The following is a 24,665-nucleotide window of genomic DNA, read 5'->3' on the forward strand; positions in this document are numbered from 1 at the left end:
TCACCCCACCAGACCTGCGTCCCCGAGGAGACCCCACGTGTATCCGGAGAACCTGAAGTACACCAGCGAGCACGAGTGGGTCCGCACCCCCGGTGACGCCGAGGGCTCGGTCCGGGTGGGGATCACCGACTTCGCCCAGGACGCGCTCGGCGACATCGTCTACGTCTCCCTCCCGCAGGTCGGCGACGCGGTGACCGCGGGCGACACCTGCGGCGAGCTGGAGTCCACCAAGTCGGTCAGCGACATCTACGCCCCCGTGACCGGCGAGGTCGTGGCGACCAACTCGGCGCTCGACTCGACGCCCGAGCTGGTCAACAGCGACCCCTACGAGGCCGGTTGGCTGTTCGAGGTGAGCGTCTCCGACGCATCGCAGGTCGACGGCCTCATGGACGCCGCCGCCTACCAGGCCGGCCTCGAGGGCTGACCGCGCACGATCGTCCGCGCCGCCCGACAGATGGCTGGTAGGTTCGGACGAACCATCAACCTCAACCCTCGGCTGAGGGTTCAGTGTCGATCCGTCGAGGAGCTCACATGCCGTTCTGCACCAACTGTGGGAAGCAGAATCCTGACGACGCCCGCTTCTGCGCCCAGTGCGGCACGAAGCTGCTCGGCGGGGAGGACGCCGGGCCGACCCCCGTCGAGACCACGGCCACCATCACCTTCGGCGCGCCGGACCAGCGCGAGTCCTCCGACCGCCAGCTGAGCCCGGTCGACGCCGCGGCCGTCGACGCGCTGCCCGAGGGCCACGCCCTCCTCGTCGTGCAGCGCGGCCCCAGCGCCGGCAGCCGCTTCCTCCTCGACACCGACGTCGTCGGCGCCGGCCGTCACCCCGACAGCGAGATCTTCCTCGACGACGTCACCGTGTCCCGGCGGCACGCGGAGTTCCGTCGCTCGGGCGCCGGCTACACCGTCAGCGACGTCGGCAGCCTCAACGGCACCTACGTCAACCGCGACCGCATCGACTCCGTCGAGCTCAACGACGGCGACGAGGTGCAGATCGGCAAGTACCGCCTGGTGTTCTTCTCCTCCCACCCGGACAGCTGATCCGTGAGTGCCCCGACGTCCTCGGCATCGAGTCGCGGCGCCCGCTACAACATCGGGCAGGTCCTCGACCAGCTCCGCCCCGACTTCCCGGGGGTGACGATCTCGAAGATCCGCTTCCTCGAGGACCAGGGCCTGGTCAAGCCGGAGCGCACGCCCGCCGGCTACCGCAAGTTCTCCGGCGCCGACGTCGACCGGCTGCGCTACATCCTGCTGATGCAGCGCGACCACTACCTGCCGCACAAGGTCATCGGCGAGCACCTCGACGCCATCGACCGGGGGCTCGAGCCGCCGGCCATTGACGGCGTCGTTCCGACCGTGCCCAAGGTGGCCCTGAGCGCCGACGGCCTGCCCAGCCCGGAGTCGTTCCGCCGCGCCAGCGACCTGCGCCTCTCGCGGCGCGAGCTGATCAAGGTCGCGGACATCTCCGAGGACCTGCTGTCGCAGCTCGAGCAGTACGGGCTGGTCTCGGCCCGCACGGGCACCGGCCACTTCAACAGCGACGCCCTCGTCGTGGCGCAGACCGCCCGCGAGCTCGCCGACTTCGGCTTCGAGCCGCGCCACCTGCGCGCGTTCAAGACCGCCGCCGACCGTGAGGTCGGGCTCGTGCAGCAGGTCGTCGCGCCACTCGCGCGCGGTCGCGACGCCGCCGCCAAGGGCCGCGCCGAGGACGCCACCGCCGAGATCGCCGCCCTGTCCGTCCGGCTCCACGCGACGCTCGTCAAGGTGGGGCTCGACCGGGGCTGACCCGCCCGCCTGCCGCGGTCGTCGTACGGCCTGTCGGACAGGACGAAGTCCGACGGTGGGGGCGTACGCCGCTGGGCTGGCCGCGCAACCGCGGGTTTGTCCTGTCCGACAGGCCGCCGCCACCGGGCGCCGCTCTGACCGCGAGCGGTGAGTGAGACAGGTTCTGCGCCCAGGAAACCTGCGCCACTCACCGCTCGGCAGGACCAGCCCCGCACCCCCTCCGAGATCAGGGGCCGTGAGTAGGGTGGGGACATGCGCGAAATGGACGTCGTCGGAGTCCGCGTCGAGATGCCCTCCAACCAGCCGATCGTGCTGCTGCGGGAGGTGACAGGGGAGCGCTACCTCCCCATCTGGATCGGGGCCGTCGAGGCCACCGCCATCGCCTTCGCGCAGCAGGGGGTCACCCCGCCGCGTCCGTTGACGCACGACCTGATGCGCGACGTGCTCGAGGCGACGGGGCAGCGGCTCGACGAGGTTCGCATCGTCGACATGCAGGACGGCATCTTCTTCGCGCAGCTGGTCTTCGACGGCGGTGCCGAGGTGGGTGCCCGCCCGTCGGACTCCATCGCCCTGGCCCTGCGCACCGGGTCGCGCATCGTGTGCGCCGAGGCGGTGCTCGAGGAGGCCGGCCTCGCCGTCCCGGCCGAGCAGGAGGACGAGGTCGAGCGGTTCCGCGAGTTCCTCGACCATGTCTCGCCCGACGACTTCGAGTCCCACTAGCCCCAGCGGCACCGCCAGAAACTCTCACCCTCGACCTGAGGTTGAGGGTTGGCGACACGCCGCTCGCGTGGATGGACAACCCGTGCGCGCGGGCTTACGGTGAACTGTCTCTGTTGTAACTCCACCGCTGTGGTTGTCGGTCAGACCGGCGCCGGGCGGGCCCTTCCCCCAGGAGTTACCGCTCAGCGGAGGAACTGACCTGGAGGGTCACAGTGGCTAGCAACGAGAACGAGCAGGGCGCGGACGCGGCCGGGATCAAGGCTGCGGCCGAGGCGGCCGACCTCGCCGAGGAGCAGGGCCTGCTCTTCGCCGACGACGTCTCCCCGCTCCCCAGCGACACCGGCTACCGCGGCCCGACGGCCTGCAACGCGGCCGGCATCACCTACCGCCAGCTCGACTACTGGGCCCGGACCGGCCTCGTCGAGCCGAGCGTCCGCGGCGCCGCCGGCTCCGGCTCGCAGCGGCTCTACTCCTTCCGCGACATCCTGATCCTCAAGGTCGTCAAGCGGTTGCTCGACGCGGGCATCTCGCTGCAGCAGATCCGCACCGCCACCGCCCACCTCCGTGAGCGCGGCACCGACGACCTGACGCGCGTGACGCTGATGAGTGACGGGGCCTCGGTCTATGAGTGCACCAGCAACGACGAGGTCATCGACCTCCTCCAGGGCGGTCAGGGCGTGTTCGGCATCGCCATCGGCGGCGTCTGGCGCGAGATCGAGGGCACCCTCGCCCAGCTGCCCAGCGAGCGGACCGCGGAGGAGCCCGGCTCCACCGTTGCCGGTGACGAGCTCGCCGCCCGCCGCGCCGCACGGCAGACCGGCTGAACGCTCCCCAGCACTGCAGAACCTCCGACGAAGCCGCCCGCACCCGGGCGGCTTCGCCCATTTGTGTTGCGTATCGCTAAACTGCAGATGCCGACATCCCGTGCGGGAGAGTCGTTGCGGCCGGTCCTCGTGGCAGGTCGCAGTGCGCCGAAGGGGCAATTCCTCCCGGAACCTCTCAGGCACCAGGACCGCACGGGCTGGCACTCTGGAGGCCACCGGGCCGACAGATGGGAGGTCATCCGAGTGACCTCAAGGAGTGCCCGTGCCGGACGCCACCTCGACCGACAGCTCGACCGACAGCCCGACCGACTCGACCGGGACCACGCTGGGCGAGTTTGTCGCCCGCCACATCGGCCCTGACGACGCGGCCGTCGCTCACATGCTCGAGGCCGTGGGCCACGAGTCGCTCGAGGCGCTGATGTCCGCCGCCGTCCCCGGCGGCATCCGCACCGCCGCGGCGCTCGACCTGCCGGACGCGCTCGACGAGGAGGCCACCGCCCGCGCGCTGCGCACGCTGGCCTCGCAGAACCGCCCCGCCGAGGCGATGATCGGGCTCGGCTACCACGCGACGATCACCCCGCCCGTCATCCGGCGCAACGTGCTCGAGGACCCGTCCTGGTACACCGCCTACACGCCCTACCAGCCCGAGATCTCCCAGGGCCGGCTCGAGGCGCTGCTGAACTTCCAGACCGTGGTGGCCGACCTGACCGGGCTGGCGACCGCCAACGCGTCGCTGCTCGACGAGGGCACCGCGGCGGCGGAGGCGATGACGCTCGTACGCCGCGCGCAGCGCACCGCGACCGGGCCCTTCGTCGTCGACGCCGACGCGTTGCCCCAGACGATCGACGTCATCCGCACCCGCGCCGAGGGTCTCGGCATCGAGGTCGTCGTGGCCGACCTGCGCGACGGCCTGCCCGAGGGTGACCTGTGCGGCGTACTGGTGCAGTACCCCGGCGCGTCCGGCGCCGTTCCCGACCCTCGCCCGGTGATCGAGGCCGCCCACGAGCGGGGCGGCCTGGTCGTCGTCGCCGCCGACATCCTCTCCCTGGCCCTGCTCGAGGCGCCGGGCACCTTCGGGGCCGACGTCGTCGTCGGCTCGTCCCAGCGCTTCGGCGTACCCCTCTTCTACGGCGGGCCGCACGCCGGCTTCATGGCGGTCTCCGCCGGGCTCGAGCGGCACCTGCCGGGTCGGCTCGTGGGCGTCTCCGTCGACGCGGAGGGCCGTCCGGCCTACCGGCTCGCGCTGCAGACCCGCGAGCAGCACATCCGCCGCGACAAGGCCACGTCCAACATCTGCACCGCTCAGGTCCTGCTCGCGGTGGTCGCGTCGATGTACGCGGTCTACCACGGACCCGAGGGCCTGCGGCGGATCGCCCAGCGCATCCACGACCACGCCAACGGGATCGCCGCCGCCCTCCGCGCCGGCGGCCTCGAGGTCGTCAACGACACCTGGTTCGACACGCTCACCGTCGCCGTGCCGGGCCGCGCGGGCGAGGTCGTCGCCGCGGCGCGCACGGTCGGGCTCCACCTGCGGCTCGTCGACGAGGACCACGTCGGGCTGTCCACCTCCGAGCGGACCAGCCCCTCGACGGTGGCGGCCGTGCTCCGCGCCTTCGGCGTGGCGGCCGGGACCGACGCGACGGCGGCCGGCCTCCCCGAGGCTCTGCGCCGCACCACGGACTTCCTGACCCACGAGGTCTTCAACTCCCACCACAGCGAGACGCAGATGCTGCGCTACCTCGCCAAGCTGTCCAACCGCGACTACGCGCTCGACCGCGGCATGATCCCGCTCGGCTCCTGCACGATGAAGCTCAACGCCACCACGGAGATGGAGCCGGTGAGCCTGCCCGGCTTCGCCGACCTGCACCCGTTCGCGCCGGCGCAGGACGCGACCGGCTACCGCGAGCTCGTCGACGACCTCGAGCGCTGGCTCGCGGAGGTGACCGGCTACGACAAGGTCTCCGTGCAGCCCAACGCCGGGTCGCAGGGCGAGCTGGCCGGCCTCCTCGCCATCCGTGGCTACCACCGTGCCAACGGCGACACCGACCGCAACGTCTGCCTGATCCCGTCGTCGGCGCACGGCACCAACGCCGCCTCGGCGGTGATGGCCGGCATGAAGGTCGTCGTGGTCAAGGCGTCCGACGACGGGTCGGTCGACCTCGACGACCTCCTCGCCAAGTGCGACCAGCACGCCGAGTCGCTGGCCGCGATCATGGTGACCTACCCCTCGACGCACGGCGCCTACGAGGACACCATCACCGACCTGTGCAAGATCGTCCACGACCACGGCGGCCAGGTCTACGTCGACGGCGCCAACCTCAACGCGCTGCTCGGCTACGCGCGTCCCGGCGAGTTCGGCGGCGACGTCTCCCACCTCAACCTGCACAAGACGTTCTGCATCCCGCACGGCGGTGGCGGTCCCGGCGTGGGGCCGGTCGCCGTACGCTCCCACCTCGCCCCCTACCTGCCCTCGCACGCGTGGCACCCGGAGGCGGAGAAGCGCCAGGGCATCGGCCCGATCAGCGCGGCGCCGTACGGCTCCGCGGGCATCCTGCCGATCACCTGGGCCTACATCCGGATGATGGGCGCGCAGGGCCTCACCCGGGCCACCGCCGTGGCGGTGCTGTCCGCCAACTACGTCGCGCACCGCCTCGGCGAGCACTTCCCGGTCCTCTACCGCGGGCACGGCGACCTCGTCGCCCACGAGTGCATCCTCGACCTGCGCGGCATCACCAAGGCCAGCGGCGTGAGCGTCGACGACGTCGCCAAGCGCCTGGTCGACTACGGCTTCCACGCGCCGACCATGTCGTTCCCGGTCGCCGGCACCCTCATGGTCGAGCCGACCGAGTCCGAGGACCTGGCCGAGATCGACCGGTTCTGCGACGCGATGATTGCGATCCGCGGCGAGATCGCGCGGGTGGAGGCGGGCGAGTGGACGCCCGAGGACTCGCCGCTGCGCCACGCCCCGCACACCGCCCGCGCGCTGGTCGGGGACTGGGAGCGGCCCTACTCCCGCGAGCTCGGCGTCTTCCCGCAGGGCATCGACTCCGACAAGTACTGGCCCCCGGTGGCGCGCATCGACCAGGCCTACGGCGACCGCAACCTCGTCTGCGCCTGCCCGCCGCCGGAGGCGTTCGCCCAGGACTGACCGTGCGGCAGGCGCCGTCTAGGGTCTCCCCGTGAGCCACCAACGACAGCGCCTGCTGGACGTCGCGCAGGCCGAGGGCCGGCTGACGTCCGTGGTCGGTGCCGTCTTCGACCGCTACGGCGCCGTGTGGGCCGGTGGCGCCGGGGACGCGCCGGGCCTCGACGGGCAGTACCGGATCGGGTCGATCACCAAGACCATGACGGCGGTCCTGGTGATGCAGGCCCGCGACGCCGGTCTGCTCGACCTCGACGACCCGCTGTCGGCGCACCTCGGCGACGTCGGCTACGGCGAGGCGACGATCCGTGAGGCGCTGGCGCACTCCTCGGGCATGCAGAGCGAGCCGCGCGGGGCGTGGTGGGAACGCACCCGCGGTGGGGACTTCGCAGCGCTGGCCGCGGCCAACGACGGTGCGGGCCGGGTCGCCGGCCCGGGGGAGTGGTTCCACTACTCCAACCTCGGCTACGCACTCCTCGGCGAGGTGGTCGCGCGCCGGCTCGGCGCCCCGTGGCGGGTCCTCGTGGCCGAGCGGCTCCTCCGGCCGCTGGGGATGCGTACGACGTCGTACCTCCCGCGCCCGGGCGCGCAGGCGGGGTGGAGCGTCGACCACTTCACCGGCATCCGCGTGCACGAGCCGCTGACCGACACCGGCGCGATGGCGCCGGCCGGTCAGCTGTGGTCGACCCTGGCCGACCTCGTCACGTGGGGGCAGGTGCTGGGCGGCGGCCGCCCCGACGTCCTCGCCCCGGCGACGCTGGCGGAGATGCACCGCCCGGTGACCCCGGACTACGGTCTCGGCCTGATGCTGGGACTGCACCCCGGTGGCCGGCTGGTCGGGCACAACGGCTCGATGCCGGGCTTCCTGGCCGCCCTCCACGTCGACCCGGACAGCGGGATCGGCTCGGTGGTGCTCACCAACGCCACGACCGGCATCGACCCGCGTGAGCTGGCGGTGTCGCTCATCGAGGGCGACCCCGACGCCGACGACGGGCGGCCGGCGCCGTGGCGGCCGACGGTGGTGCTGCCCGGGCCGGTGCACGGCCTGCCCGGCGTCTGGTTCTGGGGCAACACGGCCTACGACGTGCGCTGGCACAACGACGGCCTCGAGCTGCGGGCGATGGCGCGGGGCGGGGTCGTCACCGACCGGTTCGAGCTCGTCGACGGAGCCCTGGTCGGGGTGCTCGGCTACCACCGCGGCGAGCGCCTCGACGTCGTACGCCGACCGGACGGGAGCATCCGCAACCTCGAGTGCGCGACGTTCGTCTACACGCGCACGCCCTACGACCCCGATGTCGACATCCCGGGCGGCCACCCACGCTGACGCGCGGTGGGAGGCCCCGGCCGGACGCTTGCCTCAGACGCCCTGGGACACGCTCGACATGTTGAAGTCGGGGATCCGCAGCGCCGGCGTCGCGGTGCGGGAGAAGTAGTCGTCGCCCCACTCGCGGCTGAAGCTGGGCACCGACTCGGTCGCGGCGCTGAACCGGTTGAGCAGGTCGATCGGGCTCTCGTTCCACCGGAAGTTGTTGGCTGCGCCGACGATCTCGCCGTCCTCGACGACGTAGACGCCGTCGCGGGTCAGGCCGGTGAGGAGCATGGTCTGCGGGTCGACCTCGCGGATGTACCACAGGCAGGTGAGCAGCAGGCCGCGCTGCGTGCCGGAGACCATGTCGCCGATCGTGCCGGCACCGTCACCGACCTCGAGGACGAGGTTGTCGACCATCGGCGTGACGGGCTGTCCGGTCATCCCGGCCGAGTGGCGGGTCTGGAGGAGGCCCGTGAGCAGCCCGTCGCGGATCCAGTCCGTCCGCCCGAGCGGCAGGCCGTTGTCGAAGACCGAGTCGGTGTTGTCCGAGGCGCCGGCGATGACGAACGGCGCACACTCCAGTCCCGGGTGTGCCGGGTCGGAGAACAGGCTCACCCCGGGCGCGGCGACCTTGTCGCCGATCCGGGTGCCGCCGCCGCGGCGGCTGTAGACCGACTCGCCCTCGTGCGCGACGCGGGCGCCGGCGCCCCAGTAGGCGTCGATCATCAGGTCGGCCACCGACGACGGCGGCAGGATGGTGTCGTAGCGACCGGCGGGCAGGTCGATGCGCCGCTCGGCCCACCGGAGCCGCTGCGCGACGGTGGCGGCCATCGCCGCCGCGTCGACGTCGCGGAAGTCGCGGGTGGCACCTCCGGTCCAGGCGCTGCGGGTCAACGAGGTGTCCTTGCCGGTGCAGGCGTAGTGGCCCGTGGGCTGCACGTGGCGCAGCCGCAGCCCGCGGCTCGAGCCGAGGTAGGTCGTAGCGACGTCGTGGTTGACGAACCCGTAGAGGAGCCGGTCCTCGGCGGTGGCCTGCACGAACGCCTCGCCGAGCGCCGGGGCGAACGCGTCGTAGACGCCGATGTCGGTGGTCTCGGGCCCGGTCTCCCAGTCGGGGGACGTCACGTCGCCCACGAGCTCCGCCTCGTCCTCGGCGGGCGAGCCGGCGCGCGCCGCCGCGTCCGCCGCGGTCACGAGGGCGGTGACCTGCTCGAGGGTGGAGGCGCTGCCGGAGACCGAGCCGGTGGCGACGCCTCCGCCGACGGCGGCGAAGCTGACGACGGTCATGGAGACCTCGGTCATCACGCCGTTCGTGGTGAGCGTGTTGTTGGCCCAGCGCAGGTTGGCGCTGGTGGTGTCGCGGACGATGGCGATGCAGTCGTCGGCGCTCGACGTCGCGAGCGCGTGCTCGACCAGCTGTTGGGCGGTGAGGTGCGCGGAGGGCTGCAGGGAGGGGGACATCAGTGGCCTGCCTCGTCGATGGTGTTGAGGATGTTGACGCCCCGGAAGAGCGCGGTCGGGGCGCCGTGGCTGACCGCGGCAACCTGGCCGGGCTGGGCCTTGCCGCAGTTGAACGCCCCGTGCAGCTCCCAGGTGTCCCGGCCGCCGACCGCCTCCATCGAGCCCCAGAAGTCGGTCGTGGTCGCCTGGTAGGCGACGTCGCGCAGCATCCCGTCGAGCCTGCCGTCGGTGACGCGGTAGAACCGCTGGCCGGTGAACTGGAAGTTGAAGCGCTGCATGTCGATCGACCAGGACTTGTCACCGACCACGTAGATGCCGCGCTCGACGCGCCCGATGAGGTCGTCGGTGGTGAGGTCGTCGGCACCGGCCACGAGGGACACGTTGGCCATCCGCTGGATCGGGATGTGCCCCGGCGAGTCGGCGTACGCGCAGCCGTTGGAGCGGCCGTCGTTGAGCTCCGGCTTGAGGTGACCCATCGACCGGTCGAGCTGGTAGCCGACGAGGACGCCGTCGCGGACGATGTCCCAGCTCTGCGTCTGGACGCCCTCGTCGTCGTAGCCGACGGTGGCCAGGCCGTGCTCCTGCGTGCGGTCGCCCTGCACGTTCATGACGGGCGAGCCGTACTGCAGGGTGCCGAGCTTGTCGTAGGTCGCGAACGACGTGCCGGCGTAGTTGGCCTCGTAGCCCAAGGCGCGGTCGAGCTCGGTGGCGTGGCCGATCGACTCGTGGATCGTGAGCCAGAGGTTGGAGGGGTGGACGACCAGGTCGTACGTCCCGGCCTCGACGCTGGGCGCCTTCAGCTTCTCCGCGAGCAGCTCGGGCACCTCGGCCAGCTCGGCGTCCCAGTCCCAGTGCCCGCCGGTGAGGTACTCCCAGCCGCGCCCGACCGGCGGGGCGATGGAGGCCATCGAGTCGAAGATCCCGCTCTCGGCGTCCTCGCCGGTGGCCTCGAAGCCGGGCTGCAGGCGGACGCGCTGCTGGGTGGTGCGCGTGCCGGACAGGTCGGCGTAGTACTTGTTCTCCTGCACCTGCTGGAGGAACGCCGTCGCGTGGGCGACGGCGGCACCGCTGCGCAGCCGCTGCGTCCAGTCGACGAGGAGGGCGGCCTTCTCGGGGGTGGGTACGTCGAGGGGGTTGGTCTCGTAGGCCGAGATCCAGGTGACGTCGTCGTGGACCGGCTCGGGCGCGAGCTCGACCGGCGTCGTGGTCATCGCCGCGGCCACCTTGGCCACCGCGACGGCCGTCTCGGCGACGCGGCGGGCCTCGTCGTCGGTCAGCACCACGCCCGAGGCGAAGCCCCAGGCGCCGTCGTGGACGACGCGCACCGCGAAGCCGAGGTCCTCGGCGTCGCTGGCGGTCTGGAGGACGCCGTCGCGGGCGCCGAGGTACTGGTAGCGGTTGCGCTCCAGGCGGAAGTCCGCGTGGCTGGCACCGAGCTCCTGCGCTCGGGCCAGGGCGACGTCGCCGAGGCGACGGTGCGGCAGGTCGCTGAAGGTCGGGTCGAGCCCGGGCGCACTCATGCGGACGAACCTATCCCGAGCCACGTGGTCCGCACGACGGGTGGCCGGGGTGTCGTGCGGGACTGCCGTGGGCCGTCGGCGCTAGGCCAGGCTGAGCGTCGTCCGGCTGCCCGCCCTGCCCCGGTGCACCCGCAGCTGGGTCGGGATGCGGGTCTGGAGCTCGGGCACGTGGCTGACCACACCGACCACCCGACCACCGTCGCGCAGCGTGTCGAGGGTGTCCATGACGTCCTCGAGGGTCTCGGCGTCGAGCGACCCGAAGCCCTCGTCGACGAAGAGGGTGTCGAGGTCGGTGCCTCCCGCCTCGTCGGTGATCACGTCGGCCAGCCCGAGCGCCAGGGCGAGCGAGACGACGAACGTCTCACCGCCCGACAGGGTCGCCGGGTCGCGGGTGTCGCCGGTCCAGTCGTCGCGGACGAGCAGGCTGAGCCCGCCGCGCGTCTCCCCGGCGCCGCGGCGGCCGGTGTGCACGAGGGAGTAGCGCTGGTCGCTCATCGAGGACAGGCGCAGGTTGGCCGCGTCGACGACCTGCCCGAGGCGGTGCGCCAGGACGTAGGCCGAGAGCCGCATCTGGAGCCGGTTGTCGGGGTGCTTGCCCTCCACCAGGGCGGCGAGGTCGGCGACCAGGTCGAGCTCGCGCCGGACGGGCGACCAGGCGGCGAGTCCCGCCTCGACCGTCGCCGCGAGCCCGCGGAGCCGCTCGACGCGCTCGCGAAGTCCGAGCTCCTCGAGGCGAGCGGTGGCCAGCTCCTCCTTGGCCCGGTGGTGGGCCCGGGCGAGCGCCTCGAGGTCGGGCGCCTCGCCAGCCGCTGCCCGGGCCAGCTCAGGGTCCGCGAGCGCCTCGGCCAGTCGCGCGGCCTCACGCTCGTGGCGCTCGACCTGCTGGTGCAGGTCCGCCACCGCGTCGTCGGGGAGCCACGCGGCGGCCGCTGCGACCGAGGACTCGAAACCCGCCTGCGCGGCCGTCTCGTCGGCTGCCAGCTGGGTGCTGTCGGACGTGGACCGGGCCCGCGCCAGGTCGGCGGCCAGGTCGGCGCACTGGTGGGCCAGCGCCTCGACCCGCTGGTGGAAGGCGGTGACGCGGTCGAGGTCGGACCCGTCCGGGACGACCAGGGCGAGCTGGTCGCGCAGCGACGCCAGGCGGGACGCGATGACCGCCGCCTCGGTCTCGAGTGCTGCCGCCGTCGCTCCCAGCGACTCGCGGTCACGGGCCAGGGACTCGCGCTCGGCGAGGAGGGCCTCGACGCGGGCAGCGAGGTCGCCGACCCGCGATGCCTCGGCGCGGGCGCGCTGCAGACGGGTGCGGGCGTCCTCCTCCTCGGCGAGGAGGTGCGCGGCCGTCGCGCCCGCCTCGGCGCGCAGGGCCGCCAGCCGGGACTCGATGCCGCGGACCTGCTGGGCGTGAGCCTCCACCACGACCTCGAGGTCGTCGACCTCCCGTCGGGCCGCGCGCTCGGTGGCCTCGTCGGGCGCGCCCGGCGCGGGCGCCGCGGGGTGGGGGTGGTCGGCCGACCCGCAGACCGGGCAGCTCGCGCCGACCGCCAGCCGCCCCGCGATCTCGGCGGCCATGCCGTCGAGGCGTTGCTCGCGGATCTCCACCAGCGCCTCACGGGCCAGCAGGCGCGCCTCGGTCGCCTCGGCGAGGGACCGCTCGGCGGCGCGCAGCTGGGAGTCGAGGGCCTCGGCGGACCGCGCAGCCCGGATCCGGGTGCGGACCACCTCGAGCTCACCGGCCAGCGCCGCAACGAGGACCTCGGCGTCGCGTGCCGCCGTCAGTGCGGGCTGGGCGAGCTCGAGCTCGATCGGGACGGCGTCGGCCCGGGCCGCGACCCGGAGGAGCTCGGCGTCGGTCTCGGCACTCCGGCGCGTGCAACGCGCCAGCTCGCGCTCGAGGTCGGCAGCCTGGCGCTGCAGCGGTCGGAGGCGTACGACCTCGGCGAGGGTGCGCGCCGCCGCGGTGCGGTGCTCGGCGACCTGCTGGTCGTCGAGGGACGTGCCGAGCAGGTCCTCGAGCGCGGCGTGTGCGGTCGACTGTCGCCTCTGCAGGTCGGCGACGTCCGCCATGGCGCGGACCGCCAGCTCGTGGAGTGGCTTGACCGCGCGCGCCCGGTGCGCCCGGTCGACGCGTCGTCGGCGCTCGGCGTGCCCTGCAGCGGCGGCCTCGAGGTCGGACCGGGCACGGTGGGCGGCCGCGTGCGTGGCGCGCAGCCCGGCGAGCTCGATGCCGGCGGCGGAGGCTGCCGCCGCGGCCACCTCGGCCGAGGCGGCTCGCTCGACCTCGGCGGCCTGCGCCGCCGAGGCCGCGCCGGCGGCGGCCCCGAGCGCCTCGATCCAGCCGCTGAGCAGCTCGGGGTCCGCGGGCCACTCGGCCGGTGCGTCATCACCACCGACCTCGCTGACCCGGCTGACGAGGTCGGCGACGGTGGTGTGGTGGGACTCGGACGCGCGCCGCAGCTCGACCCGACGGTCGCGCAACGACTTCTCGATCCGGTCGAAGCGCTCGGTCTGGAACACCTGCTGGAGCAGGGCGTGGCGCTCATCGGACCGGGCCCGGAGGAAGGCCTGGAACCGGCCCTGGGGGAGCAGTGCGACCTGGCAGAACTGGGGGAGCGTCATGCCGACCAGGCGCGTGACCAGGTGGCCGGTCTCGTCGAGCCGGGTGCTGAGCGGGTGCCACTCGACGGCGCCGTCGGCGGCGGGACGCCGTTCGGAGATGACGACGCGCGCCTGCTCTGTCGTGGTGCCGACGCCCCGCTTCTTGGGGCGGGTCCACGCAGGCGACCGGTCGATCCGGAACCGTCGGCCCGCGAGCGTGGCCTCGAGGACCACCCGGGGGACGGCGTCCGCTGCCGCGTGGTCGGAGCGCAGCCGCTTGGCCGCCGAGCGGTCGCCCGGCACGTCGCCGTAGAGGGCGAAGCAGACGGCGTCGAGCACGCTGGACTTGCCGGCACCGGTCGGTCCGCTGAGCAGGAAGAGGCCGGCGTCGGAGAGCGCGTCGAAGTCGACCTCGGCGCGGTCGGCGAACGGCCCAAACGCCTCGACCTCGAGGCGGTGCAGCCTCATGTCGCCTCACCCGCGCGACCACTCGGCGCCCCGACCAGCACGTCCTGGTCGGGGTCGTGGCAGCAGGCGTCGACGGCCTCCTGGAGGAGGGCCGTCTCGGCGTCGGTCGCCGCGGACCCGCGTACGTGGCGGACGAAGTCGAGCGCGATGGTGTGGTCGCTCGTGCCGGTGGCCGGCCGGGTCGGCGCCGCCGGCTCGGCCGGGGGCGTGGGGAACTGCAGGACGAGGGTGTGCGGGAAGCGGCGGCGGAGCTGCTCCATGGCGCGAGCCGGTCGGCGCTCGTCGGTGAGCGTCGCCTGCACCCAGTGCTGCTCGACGTCGGCGAGCGAGGCGTCCTCGAGGAGCTGGGTGAGGGTGCCGGTGATCCGCGACAGCCGGCGCGGCATCGGCGAGCTGATCCACGTCGCCGACGAGAAGCCGGTCGCATCGAGCTCCACGAGCCACGTGCCCTTGGCCTGGTCGGCCTCCGAGAAGGAGTAGGCGAGCGGGGAGCCGGAGTAGCGCAGCGCGTCGGAGAGCACGTGGGGACCGTGGAGGTGCCCGAGAGCGGTGTAGTCGATGCCGTCGAAGACGCTCGTGGCGACCCGTGAGACGCCGCCGACGCTGATGTCGCGCTCGGACTCCGACGGGGTGGCGCCGGCGACGAACGCGTGAGCCAGGACGACCGAGCGGGTGGACGGGGGACGCGCGGCGAGGTCAGCGCGTACGCGGGTCATCGCCTCGCTCAGCGCGGCCTCGTGGCTGCGGTGCCCGAGGCCCCACGGGTGGAGCAGCGCGGAAGGATCGAGGTAGGGGATGGCGTGGATCGCCACGTCGCCGTGACGGTCGCCCAGGACGACCGGCGTGCCGACGGTCGAGGCGTCGGTGCGCACGAAGACACCGGCGGCGTCCATCAGCCGCGACCCGAAGCCCAGCCGCCGGGCGCTGTCGTGGTTGCCGCTGCTCACCACGACCCGGGCACGCGAGGCGGCCAACCTCGAGAACGCCTCGTCGGCCAGGGTGACGGCGTCGACGTGGGGGAGCGCGCGGTCGTAGACGTCGCCGGACACAACGACCACGTCCACCCTCTCGGACTCGACCACCTCGAGCAGGTGGTCGATGAACGCACCCTGGTGCCCCAGGAGGTCCTCGCGGTGGAAGGACCTCCCCAGGTGCCAGTCAGAGGTGTGGAGGATGCGCACACGCCGACCGTAGATCGCCGCACCGACACCCGTCGGCTCACCACGCCGGGCCGGGGGTGTGGTGTGGGAGGGCCGGCTCACTCTCTGCTGGTTCTTGTCGTCTGGCGGGCGTCCCGGCTCCACCGGCGTGCCCTCGGGCGGCTCCTGCGGTCGTGCGCCTGGCACTACCGCCCTATACGGCCGTGGTCCGTTGTCGGTGGTTGTCCGTAAAATCGAACACATGATCGAGACGCTGGCAGCGGCACCCGGAGCTGAGGTCGAGGACCTCTCCGCCTCGGCGCTGCTTGCCTCGATCCGCTCCGCTCGAAGTGACGAAGACGCCGCGGCTGCACGGCAGCTCGACCTCGCCGCCGGCTGGGCCGACCTGCACCCGCCGGAGTCAATCCACAGCGCCGCGGTGTTCAGCGACGGTGGCCGGTACGGCCTCGAGCACGAGGAGCCCATCGCCGGCGAGGGGTGCCCGGCGGTGGCGGAGTTCTGCATCGCCGAGCTCGGCACCGTCCTCGGCATCTCGTCGACGTCAGCGAAGCGGCTCATCGGTCACGCCCTCGAGCTGCGGCACCGCCTCCCACGCCTGTGGGCACAGGTCCACGCCGGTGCGGTGCCGGCCTGGCGGGCCCGCACCGTCGCGGAAGCCACCATCCACGCCACCCCCTCCCTCACTATCGAGGCGGCGCGGTGGGTCGACACCCAAGTCGCGGCCGTCGCCGGCCGGGTCGGTCCCGCGCAGCTCGACCGGCTGGTCGCGGAGACCATCAAGCGCCACCACCTCGACACCCTCGACCCGACTGCGGATCCCGAGGACGGCTACCTGGCGGTCGACCCGCGCCACGCGACGGTGCACGACCAGGACGTGCACTACGCCGGAACCCTGCGGTTCGAGGCCGAGCTGGACATCGCCGACGCCCTCGACCTCGACCGAGCCCTCGCCCACGGCGCCGAGACGCTGAAAACACTCGGCTCACACGCTTCGCTCGACGCCCGACGGTCCGCAGCGCTGGGCGACCTGGCCCGCACCCAGACCGCACTCGACCTCCACACCCAGGGCTCGACCGCCGCCAGGAGCAAGGACGGCCTGCCCATCGCCCGGGAAGTCGTCCTGCACGCCCACTTCGACGCCAGCCTCGACGGGCTCGACGGGCTGGAGACCGTGTTCGGTCCCACCGGCCGGATGGAGGAGGGCCAGCGGCTCGTCCTCCTCGGGCAAGTCAAGGACTGGTGCCGCGACTCCCGCACCAAGGTGACCGTCAAGCCGGTCATCGACCTGAACGCGGAGCTCACCGCACCCGGCTACGACATCCCCGACCGGATCCGCGAACAGGTGATCCTCCGCGACCGCACGTGCGTCTTCCCGTGGTGCACCCGACCAGCCCGAGCCTGCGACATCGACCACGTCGTCCCGTACGACCACGACGCCGACGCCGAGGGCACTCCCCAGCCGGGGCCGACCGTGTCCTCGAACCTCGCACCGGAGTGCCGCTGGCACCACCGCCTCAAGACCCACACCGGCTGGCGCTACGAGGTGACCGGAATCGGCGTCTACGAGTGGACCAGCCCCCACGGCCATCGTTACCGACGCGACCGCACCGGGACCACCCGGATCAGTGGCGCTGCTGCTGGGGCGGACCCGCCCGACCGACCATGACCCCGCTCCACACCCCGCCGAGCAACCTGCCGGCGGGGGCTTCGTGGCGCTCCGTCAGCTGAACGCCCGCCGCGAGAAGCCTCGTCACCGCTTCAACGCCGCCTCAGGGACGACGGACTTCCGCCGGCGTCCAGTTTGCGACCAACGGATCCCATGCACGGGGCTACGCGACCACGAAGCCCACAACGTTCGCCTTGTCAGGTAGGACGGTGAGGTGGTCCTCCCGGTTGGTCCGGTCGGCCCCTGTCGACCACGGCGATCCCGGCTGTTCGATCGCCGGGGGGACCGACCCCGGCCAAGGACATCAGCAGTAGCGGACCGTCCGCCCCGGCGAGGTGAAGCCCCACAGGTCGATGCCCGCCTCGGCGGCCAGCCGAGCCGCGAGGCTGGTGGGGGCGCCGACGGCGACGATGGACCCGATGCCGCTGGCCGCGGCCTTCTGCACGAGCTCGAAGCCCACCCGTCCGCTGAGGACCAAGCAGGCGGCCGCTGAAGGCTCGCCGGCGAGCACCCGGGCGCCCACGACCTTGTCGACGGCGTTGTGGCGCCCGACGTCCTCGCGGACCACCAACATGCTTCCGTCCGCTGCGGCGAGCCCGGCCGCGTGCACGCCGCCCGTCTTCGCGAACAGCTGCTGTCGCTCCCGCAGCGCCTCCGGCAGGCGTCGTACGACGTCCGCACCGGGACGCGGGCCGGGCCAGGCCGTCCCCGACCGGGTCTCCAGCGCCTCCGCGACGCTGTCCTTGCCGCACACGCCGCACGCCGACGACCCGGCGGACGCGGCCACGTGGCGGTGGGGGAGGTCGGCGGCGGTGCCGGTGACGGACACCGTCACGACGTTGAACTCCTGCTCGGGGGCGAGGTCCTCGTCGGTGCAGTAGGCGACCTGGGCCAGGGAGTCCGCCGTGGCGAGCCCCTCGTTGACCAGCCAGCCGGCGGCGAGCTCGAAGTCGTGTCCCGGCGTCCGCATGGTCACCCATGCGCGACGCGGCTCCAGCACCCCGGCGCGCACGCGGATCTCGAGGGGCTCCTCGGTGATGAGCCGGTCCTCGCGGGGGATCTCCGCGTCGGTGGTGTGCTCCACGACGCGCGTCCGGACCGACGGCCCCGGCCGCCTCCCACGCTCGCTCGTCACTCCACGAGACTATCCGGTGGGGCTGCGCGTGGTGGTCGACGTCACCCCGCCGGGGATGCCGGTCGGGCGGTGCGGCGCTCGTAGGATGTAAGAGCCGCAACGGTGCGGCCGCTTCTTACACTCCCGCTCGCGACGCGAGGGCCATCAGCCCTCGGAAGGATCGACCTCCATGACCACGCAAGTGCACCTCGCCCTCAGCCTCGTCGATGCGCGGGCTCACTCGGCCGAGGACCGTGCACTCCTGCGGGACGTGGAGATCGCCCGTCGCGAGGAGCGTCGCGCCCGCCGCGCCGCACGCCGCGCCACCCGCTGATCCTGGGGAGGTAAGCGACGGAGGTCAGGGACGCAGCCCGCGTCGGCTGACCACCAGAAGGGCGAGCCCGAGGAGGACGAGCCCGGCGCTGGCGACCCCCAGCCACCGCGAGGGGCCCCCGGTGTCCGGCAGCACGACCGGCTGGTCGGTGTCGCCGCCGTCCTCGTCCGTGGGCTCGTCCGTGGGCTCGTCAGTGGGCTCGTCGGTGGGATCGACGGTCGGCGTGGACTCCGGGGTCGGCTCCGGGGTGGGAGTCGGAGATGCGGTCGGTGACGGGCCGGCGGTCGTCGGACTCGGCGTGGGCGTCGGCGACGTCGTGGGGGAGGGAGACGTCGTCGGAGCGGTGGCGAGGACGAAGTCCAGCCCGCCGCGCACCTCGCCCGCCACGGTGATCGACGCGGTCTGCGCCGACGCGCCCGTCACGACGGTGCCGTCGGGGGCGCGCACGGTCACCGTCCAGGTGCCGGCCACGAGCTGGTTGAGGAAGTAGCCGCCCTCCGCGTCCGTGACCAGGACCTGCTGGCCACCGGGACCGTCGACGACCACCTCGACGCCGGCCGCCGGCGTTCCGTCGCGCGTGATCGTGCCGCCCACGGCACCGGGTCGGGTCAGGGCGACGTCCTGCGCGGCCAGGCCGCTGGCTGGGACGGTGATCGCGCGTGGGGGAGGAGCGTCGTACCCCGCGGGTGCGACGACCGCCAGGGTGTAGTCGCCCGGCGGCACGCCGTCGAGCTCGTAGGTGCCGTCGCCGGCGGTCGCCACCGTCAACGGAGGTCCTTCGCCGGCCGGGGTCAGCACGACCTGCACCCCGCCGAGCCCCTGGCCGCCGCCGGTCACGGTGCCGGTGACGGACGGCAGGTCGACGAGCACGAAGTCCTGGTCCTCGACCGGCTGGGTGGCGACCTCGACGCCGGTGATGCTGGTCCCGGCCGGACCGGCGCCGGAGCCGGCCGGCACGCCGATGGAGATGGTGTAGCCGGTGCCCACGGCGTTGGCGTCGAAGAGGTAGGTCCCGTCCGCGCCCGTCGTGGTGGTGACCACGCCGCCCCCGGGTGCGGTGAGGCTGACGACGACACCCGCCACCCCGCCGGCGGCGTCACGGACGGTGCCGCTCACGGGCTGCGGCACGATGTCCCGCACGGCGAAAGCCGCGCGCGACGCGGCATCGTCGTCGTTGCCCCGGTTGGACACCGTGCGCTCCGCCGGACCCACGACCGCGCAGTCGTCCGGCGCGTCGAGGCGTACGACGTAGCCGGCCTGCGTCGCGACCTCCCCGAAGGAGTAGGTCCCGCCGGGAGCGGGTGTCGTGGTGCCGAGCACCTCGCCGTACGGCGAGAGGAGGGTGAGCGTGGTCCGGTCCGGGGTGCAGGCGTCACCGGATGGCGTCGTCACGGTGCCGCCGACCGGACGGGCACGGCTGACGAACCAGGTCTGGTAGACCGGGAAGCCCGCGCGGCGGGTGAAGGTGAGCGTGAGGCTCGTGAGCCGGATGTCGGGCTCGAACCAGCCGCTGGCACCGTCGGTGTCGGTCGCCGCCGCGTTGCCGCCGAGGGTGGATGTCGCGGGGTTCCAGGTCGGCACGTCGGTCCCGCCGGCGTAGTTGAAGGCGCCGGCGAACCACGAGGAGACCTCGGCGGCCGGCACGGCGTCACCCTCGGCGTCGGTGGCGCCCACGCGTACGGCGTCCGCGTCGACGTCGCCGAGCACGAACGCCCAGCCCGTGTCGGGCGTCGGGGCGTCGAAGGTGTAGGTCGTCGTGGAGGGGGAGGTCGCCGTGTCGGCCCTCGGTCGCAGCAGCAGGTAGGGGCTGCCGCTGCTCGTGCCGTACTTCTGGCCGGGCGGCGTGCCGGCGCCGAGGACGGCGCTGGTGCCGGCGGGCAGCGACACGGGGGAGCGCGAGTCCGACGCGACGGCGGCGGCCGGGAAGCCCGGCGACTGCTGCGTCATCGTGGTGCGGAACGCGTTGGACGACCCCTGGACGGGGGCCCAGGCGGCCCACCGGTCCGTCAGGGCCAGCGCGGGTGCACCCACCGCCAGGACGACCACGAGCCCGGCCACGAGCGCAGCCAGGAGCGGTGCGGACCTGCGTGCCATGCGCGGCTCCCCCCGGTGGACCTGCCTCCCGAGGAGGGTAGCGAGGCACCGCCGTGGCGGGAAGGGCGCGCTTCCGCGGCTCTGGCAGGGTGGCGCCCATGACGGACGACAGCCTGCGCAGCATCGAGCTCACCCGCATCGGACCGGCCCGGTTCAAGGCCACGAACGCCCGCGGCGGGGAGACGTTCTTCGGCACCGGGGGAGAGGACCCCGACTTCACGCCGGTCGAGCTGCTGCTGGCGGCCATCGCCGGGTGCAGCGCGCTGGACGTCGAGGCGATCACGCACAAGCGGACCACCAGCACGACGTTCGAGGTGCACGCCGAGGGCCACAAGGTGCGCGACGACCTCGGCAACCACATGACCGGGCTGCGCGTGTCCTTCGACGTGCGGTTCCCCGACGGACCCGAGGGCGACGCGGCCCGCGACCGGGTGCAGGCGGCGATCGAGATGTCGCGCGACCGGCTCTGCTCGGTCTCGAGGACCGTGCAGCTCGGCGAGGAGGTCGTCTACGACCCGGTCAGCCGACCGTGACCTTCTCGATGGTGACGTCCTTGTTGGGCGCACCGCCACCGGCCGGGCTGGAGGCGTCGTTGCCCTCCGCTGCGATGTCCTCGATCACGCCGATGCCGGCCTCGTCGATCGTGCCGAACACGGTGTAGCTCGGCGGGAACTGCGAGTCCAGGAAGACCAGGAAGAACTGCGAGCCGTTGGTGTTCGGCCCGGCGTTGGCCATCGCCAGCGTGCCGGCGGGGTAGGTCTCGTCGCCGGTGAGCTCGTCGGCGAACGAGTAGCCCGCGCCGCCCGAGCCGGTGCCCGTGGGGTCGCCGCACTGCAGGATCCCGAAGCCCTCCTGGTCACCGATGCGCGGGCACGGGGTGTCGTCGTAGAAGCCCTGCTCGGCCAGCGAGACGAACGAGTTCACCGTGCACGGGGCGGCCGCCGCGTCGAGGGTGAGGCCGATGTCGCCGAAGTTCGTGGTGATGGTCGCTGCCACCGTGCCCTCGGCCTGCGCCTCGGTGTCGGGAGCCTCCACCTCGCGCGCCGGCTGCTGGCCGTCGGCGGGGTAGTCGCACGTCGCGGTCTCACCGGCGGCGGTCTCCGAGGCCTCCGGCGACTCGCTCTCGGACGGCGAGGCGCTCGAGGTGTCCTCCGCGACGTCGTCCGCCACGTCGTTCTCGGTGCCACACCCGGCGAGGGCGAGGACGGACAGGCAGGTCGCCACGGCGGCAAGTCGCTTCAGCATGGCGCCGATCGTAACGAGCCGCGGGTCACATCTCCTCATGGGTGTCGGGGTCCCCGCCGAACAGCCGGCCGTCGGGCTCGGCGAGCGAGGAGATCGCCGCCACCTGCTCGGAAGTGAGCTCGAAGCCGAACACGTCGAGGTTCTGCGCCTGCCGGCCGGGGTCCGCCGACTTCGGGATTGGCAGCGACCCGAGCTGCACGTGCCAGCGGAGGATGACCTGGCCCGGGGAGACACCGTGCGCCTGCGCCGCGGACGTGACGGCGTCCTCCTCCAGCGGGGCCCGGCGCTTGCCCATCGGGCTCCACGCCTCGGTGCGGATGCCGAGCCGGTCGTGGACCGCCCGCATGTGCTCCTGCGGGAAGCGGGGGTGCAGCTCGACCTGGTTGACGGCCGGCGTGACACCGGTGTCGTCGATGATCCGCTCGAGGTGCTCCTCGGTGAAGTTCGAGACACCGATGGATCGGACGAGGCCCTCGTCCCGGAGCGCGACCAGGGCCCGCCACGCCTCGACGTACCTGCCCTGGCCCGGGTTCGGCCAATGGATGAGGTGGAGGTCGGTGCGCTCGAGCCCCAGCCGCTCGAGCGAGGACCTGACCGATGCGACGGCGTCGTCGTAGCCGTGGTGGCGACCGGGGATCTTGCTGGTCACGAAGACCTCGTCGCGGGGGAGCCCCGACCGACGGAGGGCTTCGCCGACCTCGGTCTCGTTCTCGTAGTTGACCGCTGTGTCGACGAGCCGGTAGCCGGCCTCGAGCGCACTCACGATCGAGGCGGTGCCGTCCTCTCCGCGGAGGGGGTAGGTGCCGAAGCCGATGGCGGGCAGCGTGGTGCCGTCGTTGAGGGTGTGGGTCGGGATCTCAGCCATGCGCTCCAACCTAGGGGGGCACGCGAGGAGGAGGGTCAGACGCCCAGGCCGACGGCCACCACGCAGGCCACCAGCACCGCCGCGAGCAGGCCGTGGCCGGCCAGCACCGGCTTGGGGATCTGCTTCTCGACGACCGCCACGTCGGCCGGGTCGGTCGCGGGTCGCTCCAGCGTCGCGGAGTGGCCGGCGGTGCGCGAGAGCATGACGATGCCGCCGGCGATGCTCAGCAGGAGGGACCCGAGCGTCACCCACACCATGGGGTCCGCGCGGGTGACCATCCAGCCGATCCACAACGTCGGGGCGGCCAGGCCGAGCATGGCGTGGCCGAACACGAGCAGGGGTGGCAGCCGGGTGGCGCGTGCGGTGCTGAAGCTGGCACCCGCCGTGGAGACGGCGCCGAAGAGGTAGGCGCCCCCGACGACCTGCACGACCAGGAGCATCATCACGAGCGTCGACATGGGGGCCCGGTACCCCGTGGCGCGACGACTACGCGGGGGCATGCCGAGCCCGCGGAGGGGAACGGCCCAGACATGCCCGACGACGCAGCGACTCCCGCCACCGACGCGGAGGTGGACCTGACCGAGCCACTGGCGCGCGATGACCAGCCGCTGCCGCACAGCGCGAGCGGTGAGGTCACGGCGGAGACGGACCTGTCGGCGCTGGCGCCGCCGAGCCGCCCCGCGCGGCGCTGGACCCCCAAGCGGGTGGTGGTCACCCCCGCAGCCCTCGACGAGGAGCACGGACGGCGGATCGTCGAGCGCGTGGAGGCGCTCGGCATCGAGGTCGAGCGCCTCAGGGCCAACCGGCTGACGGGCGTGCGCGGCGAGACGGACCGGGAGACGTACGCGCGGGCCAAGTCGACGCTGGCCGTGGTCGTGAGCCCGCCGAGCCGTCGCACGCTGCAGCCCATCGCCCCCAGCGCGGACTGGCGCGTCGACCTCGCCGAGGGCTGTCCGGCGCACTGCCAGTACTGCTACCTGGCCGGCTCGCTGTCCGGACCACCCGTCACCCGCGTGTACGCCGACCTCGACGGGATCCTCGCCGGCCTGACCGACTACGTCGGCACGGGGACGGTGACCAGCCGCTCCCGGGCACGCAGCGCGGAGGGGACGACGTTCGAGGCGTCCTGCTACACCGACCCCCTGGCGCTCGACCACGTCACCGGCAGCTGGCAGCGCGCGGTCGAGCACTTCGGCGCCTGGGACGCGCCGGTGCAGCTGCGGTGGACGACGAAGTACGGCGACGTCGACCGCTTCGTCGACCTGGCCCACGCTGGCCGGACCCGGGTCCGGTTCAGCGTGAACTGCCTGCCGGTGACCCGTCGATGGGAGGGCGGGACGAGCACCCTCGAGCAGCGCCTCGCCGCGCTGCGCCGGCTCGCCTCCGCGGGCTACCCGGTGGGGCTCACCATCGCACCGATCATGCCGCTCGACGGCTGGCGCGAGCACTACGGCCACCTTCTCGACCTCGTGGAAGCCGCGGTCGCGGAGGTGCCCGAGCTCGACCTGACCGCCGAGCTGATCACGCACCGGTTCACCGCCAGCAGCAAGGAGGTCCTGCTCGGCTGGTACCCCCGCACCACCCTCGAGATGGACGAGGCCCGGAGGTCCGTCAAGAGGGGCCGGTTCGGCACGAGCAAGCACGTCTACCCCAAGGAGGTCATGGGCGAGCTGCGCCGGTGGTTCGAGGACCAGCTCGCGCAACGGCTGCCGCAGTGCCGGGTCCTCTACTGGACCTGACTCCGACCGCCGGCGCCCACCTCCGACGCGGCGTCCACGACGGCCGGCAGCAGCGCGTCGGCGATCACGGCGTAGCCGGCGCTCGAGGGGTGGAAGCGGTCGGCCGAGAACAGGGAGGGGTCGGCGGCGAAGGCGTGCGACGCGCGCTGGTCGGGGTCGGCCACCAGGCCGCCCTCGGCGTTCGTGGCCGCGGCCTGCTGGGCCCGGAAGGCGTCGCCCGCGGCACGGACCACCCCGCGCAGCGCCACGGGCACGTGCGGGACGGCGCTGAGGTCGGGGGCCGGGGCGACGACCACCTCGCTGCCGGCCGCACGCAGGCGTCGTACGGCGTCCGCGAGCGCGCGCACGGCCCGGGCGACCGGCTCGCGGTGGGTGAGGTCGTTGGCACCGATCACGACCACGGCGACGTCGGGGGCCCACCCGAGGGCCGAGTCGACCTGGGCGGCGAGCCCGGAGCTGCGGGCCCCGGGAACGGCGAAGGTGCGCAGCTCGACGTCGATCGCGCGCACGGCCAGGCCCTCCACGAGGCGGGGCCCCAGCCGGTCCCGTTCGCGGGCAGCGCCCTGCCCCCACGCGATGGAGTCACCGAGGAGCGCCAGCCGAGCCGTCATGGCCCCAGCA

At 73.3% G+C, this 24,665-nt stretch carries 21 protein-coding genes and 1 riboswitch; of the genes, 11 read left to right on the forward strand and 10 right to left on the reverse strand.

The window, feature by feature from the left end; translation table 11 throughout:
• Positions 1-37 precede the first annotated feature (37 nt).
• From gcvH to HN031_RS15950, 7 genes are all read left to right on the forward strand, one after another.
• Positions 38-424, forward strand: coding sequence for a glycine cleavage system protein GcvH (gcvH, locus tag HN031_RS15920; protein ID WP_172272216.1), 387 nt, complete (start codon positions 38-40; stop codon positions 422-424).
• A gap of 107 nt (positions 425-531) precedes the next feature.
• Positions 532-1,044: an FHA domain-containing protein gene (locus tag HN031_RS15925; RefSeq protein ID WP_172272219.1), complete on the forward strand. Its 513-nt coding sequence runs from the start codon at positions 532-534 to the stop codon at positions 1,042-1,044.
• Between the two features lie 3 nt (positions 1,045-1,047).
• Positions 1,048-1,788: a MerR family transcriptional regulator gene (locus HN031_RS15930; protein ID WP_172272222.1), complete on the forward strand. Its 741-nt coding sequence runs from the start codon at positions 1,048-1,050 to the stop codon at positions 1,786-1,788.
• Between the two features lie 252 nt (positions 1,789-2,040).
• On the forward strand, positions 2,041-2,508 hold the full coding sequence (locus tag HN031_RS15935; RefSeq protein ID WP_172272225.1) for a bifunctional nuclease family protein: 468 nt from the start codon (positions 2,041-2,043) through the stop codon (positions 2,506-2,508).
• 212 nt (positions 2,509-2,720) lie between these two features.
• Positions 2,721-3,332, forward strand: a complete 612-nt coding sequence (locus tag HN031_RS15940; protein ID WP_322424249.1) for a MerR family transcriptional regulator — start codon at positions 2,721-2,723, stop codon at positions 3,330-3,332.
• A gap of 93 nt (positions 3,333-3,425) precedes the next feature.
• Positions 3,426-3,533, forward strand: a riboswitch (glycine riboswitch).
• A 124-nt stretch (positions 3,534-3,657) separates the two neighbouring features.
• Entirely contained in the window at positions 3,658-6,480 is a 2,823-nt protein-coding gene (gcvP, locus tag HN031_RS15945) for an aminomethyl-transferring glycine dehydrogenase (protein WP_172273683.1), read from the forward strand.
• Positions 6,481-6,511: 31 nt separating this feature from the next.
• Entirely contained in the window at positions 6,512-7,798 is a 1,287-nt protein-coding gene (locus tag HN031_RS15950) for a serine hydrolase domain-containing protein (RefSeq protein WP_172272228.1), read from the forward strand.
• 33 nt (positions 7,799-7,831) lie between these two features.
• Here HN031_RS15950 and HN031_RS15955 read toward each other — a convergent pair whose 3' ends face one another.
• From HN031_RS15955 to HN031_RS15970, 4 genes are all read right to left on the reverse strand, one after another.
• Complete coding sequence (locus HN031_RS15955; protein WP_172272231.1) at positions 7,832-9,244, reverse strand: metallopeptidase TldD-related protein; 1,413 nt, start codon at positions 9,242-9,244, stop codon at positions 7,832-7,834.
• Positions 9,244-10,764 (reverse strand): TldD/PmbA family protein, encoded by a 1,521-nt coding sequence (locus HN031_RS15960; RefSeq protein ID WP_172272234.1) that lies wholly within the window; start codon positions 10,762-10,764, stop codon positions 9,244-9,246. The genes HN031_RS15955 and HN031_RS15960 overlap by 1 nt, the downstream gene beginning before the upstream one ends.
• An 81-nt stretch (positions 10,765-10,845) precedes the next feature.
• Entirely contained in the window at positions 10,846-13,827 is a 2,982-nt protein-coding gene (locus HN031_RS15965) for an AAA family ATPase (RefSeq protein ID WP_172272238.1), read from the reverse strand.
• The gene (locus tag HN031_RS15970) at positions 13,824-15,008 is read right to left on the reverse strand and encodes an exonuclease SbcCD subunit D (protein ID WP_172272241.1); all 1,185 of its coding nucleotides are present in this window, start codon (positions 15,006-15,008) and stop codon (positions 13,824-13,826) included. The genes HN031_RS15965 and HN031_RS15970 overlap by 4 nt, the downstream gene beginning before the upstream one ends.
• A 220-nt stretch (positions 15,009-15,228) precedes the next feature.
• Between HN031_RS15970 and HN031_RS15975 the strand changes: the two genes are divergently transcribed.
• Complete coding sequence (locus HN031_RS15975; protein ID WP_172272244.1) at positions 15,229-16,653, forward strand: HNH endonuclease signature motif containing protein; 1,425 nt, start codon at positions 15,229-15,231, stop codon at positions 16,651-16,653.
• 304 nt (positions 16,654-16,957) lie between these two features.
• On the opposite strand, the gene HN031_RS15980 is transcribed toward HN031_RS15975, so the two are convergent.
• Positions 16,958-17,788: a formate dehydrogenase accessory sulfurtransferase FdhD gene (locus tag HN031_RS15980; protein WP_172272247.1), complete on the reverse strand. Its 831-nt coding sequence runs from the start codon at positions 17,786-17,788 to the stop codon at positions 16,958-16,960.
• A 169-nt stretch (positions 17,789-17,957) separates the two neighbouring features.
• Between HN031_RS15980 and HN031_RS15985 the strand changes: the two genes are divergently transcribed.
• Positions 17,958-18,101, forward strand: coding sequence for a hypothetical protein (locus HN031_RS15985; RefSeq protein WP_172272250.1), 144 nt, complete (start codon positions 17,958-17,960; stop codon positions 18,099-18,101).
• 24 nt (positions 18,102-18,125) lie between these two features.
• Here HN031_RS15985 and HN031_RS15990 read toward each other — a convergent pair whose 3' ends face one another.
• Positions 18,126-20,195 carry a carboxypeptidase regulatory-like domain-containing protein gene (locus HN031_RS15990; protein WP_172272252.1) on the reverse strand — a complete coding sequence of 690 codons (2,070 nt, stop codon included), beginning with the start codon at positions 20,193-20,195 and terminating at the stop codon, positions 18,126-18,128.
• A gap of 98 nt (positions 20,196-20,293) precedes the next feature.
• Between HN031_RS15990 and HN031_RS15995 the strand changes: the two genes are divergently transcribed.
• Positions 20,294-20,728 carry an OsmC family protein gene (locus HN031_RS15995; protein ID WP_172272254.1) on the forward strand — a complete coding sequence of 145 codons (435 nt, stop codon included), beginning with the start codon at positions 20,294-20,296 and terminating at the stop codon, positions 20,726-20,728.
• Here HN031_RS15995 and HN031_RS22050 read toward each other — a convergent pair.
• The 3 genes from HN031_RS22050 to HN031_RS16010 are packed head-to-tail and all read right to left on the reverse strand — an operon-like array spanning position 20,715 to position 22,763.
• Complete coding sequence (locus tag HN031_RS22050; RefSeq protein ID WP_172272256.1) at positions 20,715-21,440, reverse strand: peptidylprolyl isomerase; 726 nt, start codon at positions 21,438-21,440, stop codon at positions 20,715-20,717. The two genes, HN031_RS15995 and HN031_RS22050, sit on opposite strands and share 14 nt — an antisense overlap.
• 25 nt (positions 21,441-21,465) lie before the next feature.
• Positions 21,466-22,305, reverse strand: coding sequence for an aldo/keto reductase (locus tag HN031_RS16005; protein WP_172272258.1), 840 nt, complete (start codon positions 22,303-22,305; stop codon positions 21,466-21,468).
• A gap of 35 nt (positions 22,306-22,340) precedes the next feature.
• Positions 22,341-22,763: a hypothetical protein gene (locus tag HN031_RS16010; RefSeq protein WP_172272260.1), complete on the reverse strand. Its 423-nt coding sequence runs from the start codon at positions 22,761-22,763 to the stop codon at positions 22,341-22,343.
• Positions 22,764-22,835: 72 nt separating this feature from the next.
• On the opposite strand from HN031_RS16010, the gene HN031_RS16015 reads away from it, so the two are divergent.
• Positions 22,836-24,044, forward strand: coding sequence for a radical SAM protein (locus tag HN031_RS16015; RefSeq protein WP_253943490.1), 1,209 nt, complete (start codon positions 22,836-22,838; stop codon positions 24,042-24,044).
• Here HN031_RS16015 and HN031_RS16020 read toward each other — a convergent pair.
• On the reverse strand, positions 24,032-24,655 hold the full coding sequence (locus tag HN031_RS16020) for an SGNH/GDSL hydrolase family protein (RefSeq protein ID WP_172272262.1): 624 nt from the start codon (positions 24,653-24,655) through the stop codon (positions 24,032-24,034). The genes HN031_RS16015 and HN031_RS16020 overlap by 13 nt on opposite strands.
• Between the last annotated feature and the right edge of the window lie 10 nt (positions 24,656-24,665).

Origin of the sequence: Nocardioides sp. zg-1308 (assembly GCF_013155375.1) — a bacterium.
GTDB classification, from domain to species: Bacteria; Actinomycetota; Actinomycetes; order Propionibacteriales; family Nocardioidaceae; genus Nocardioides; species Nocardioides renjunii.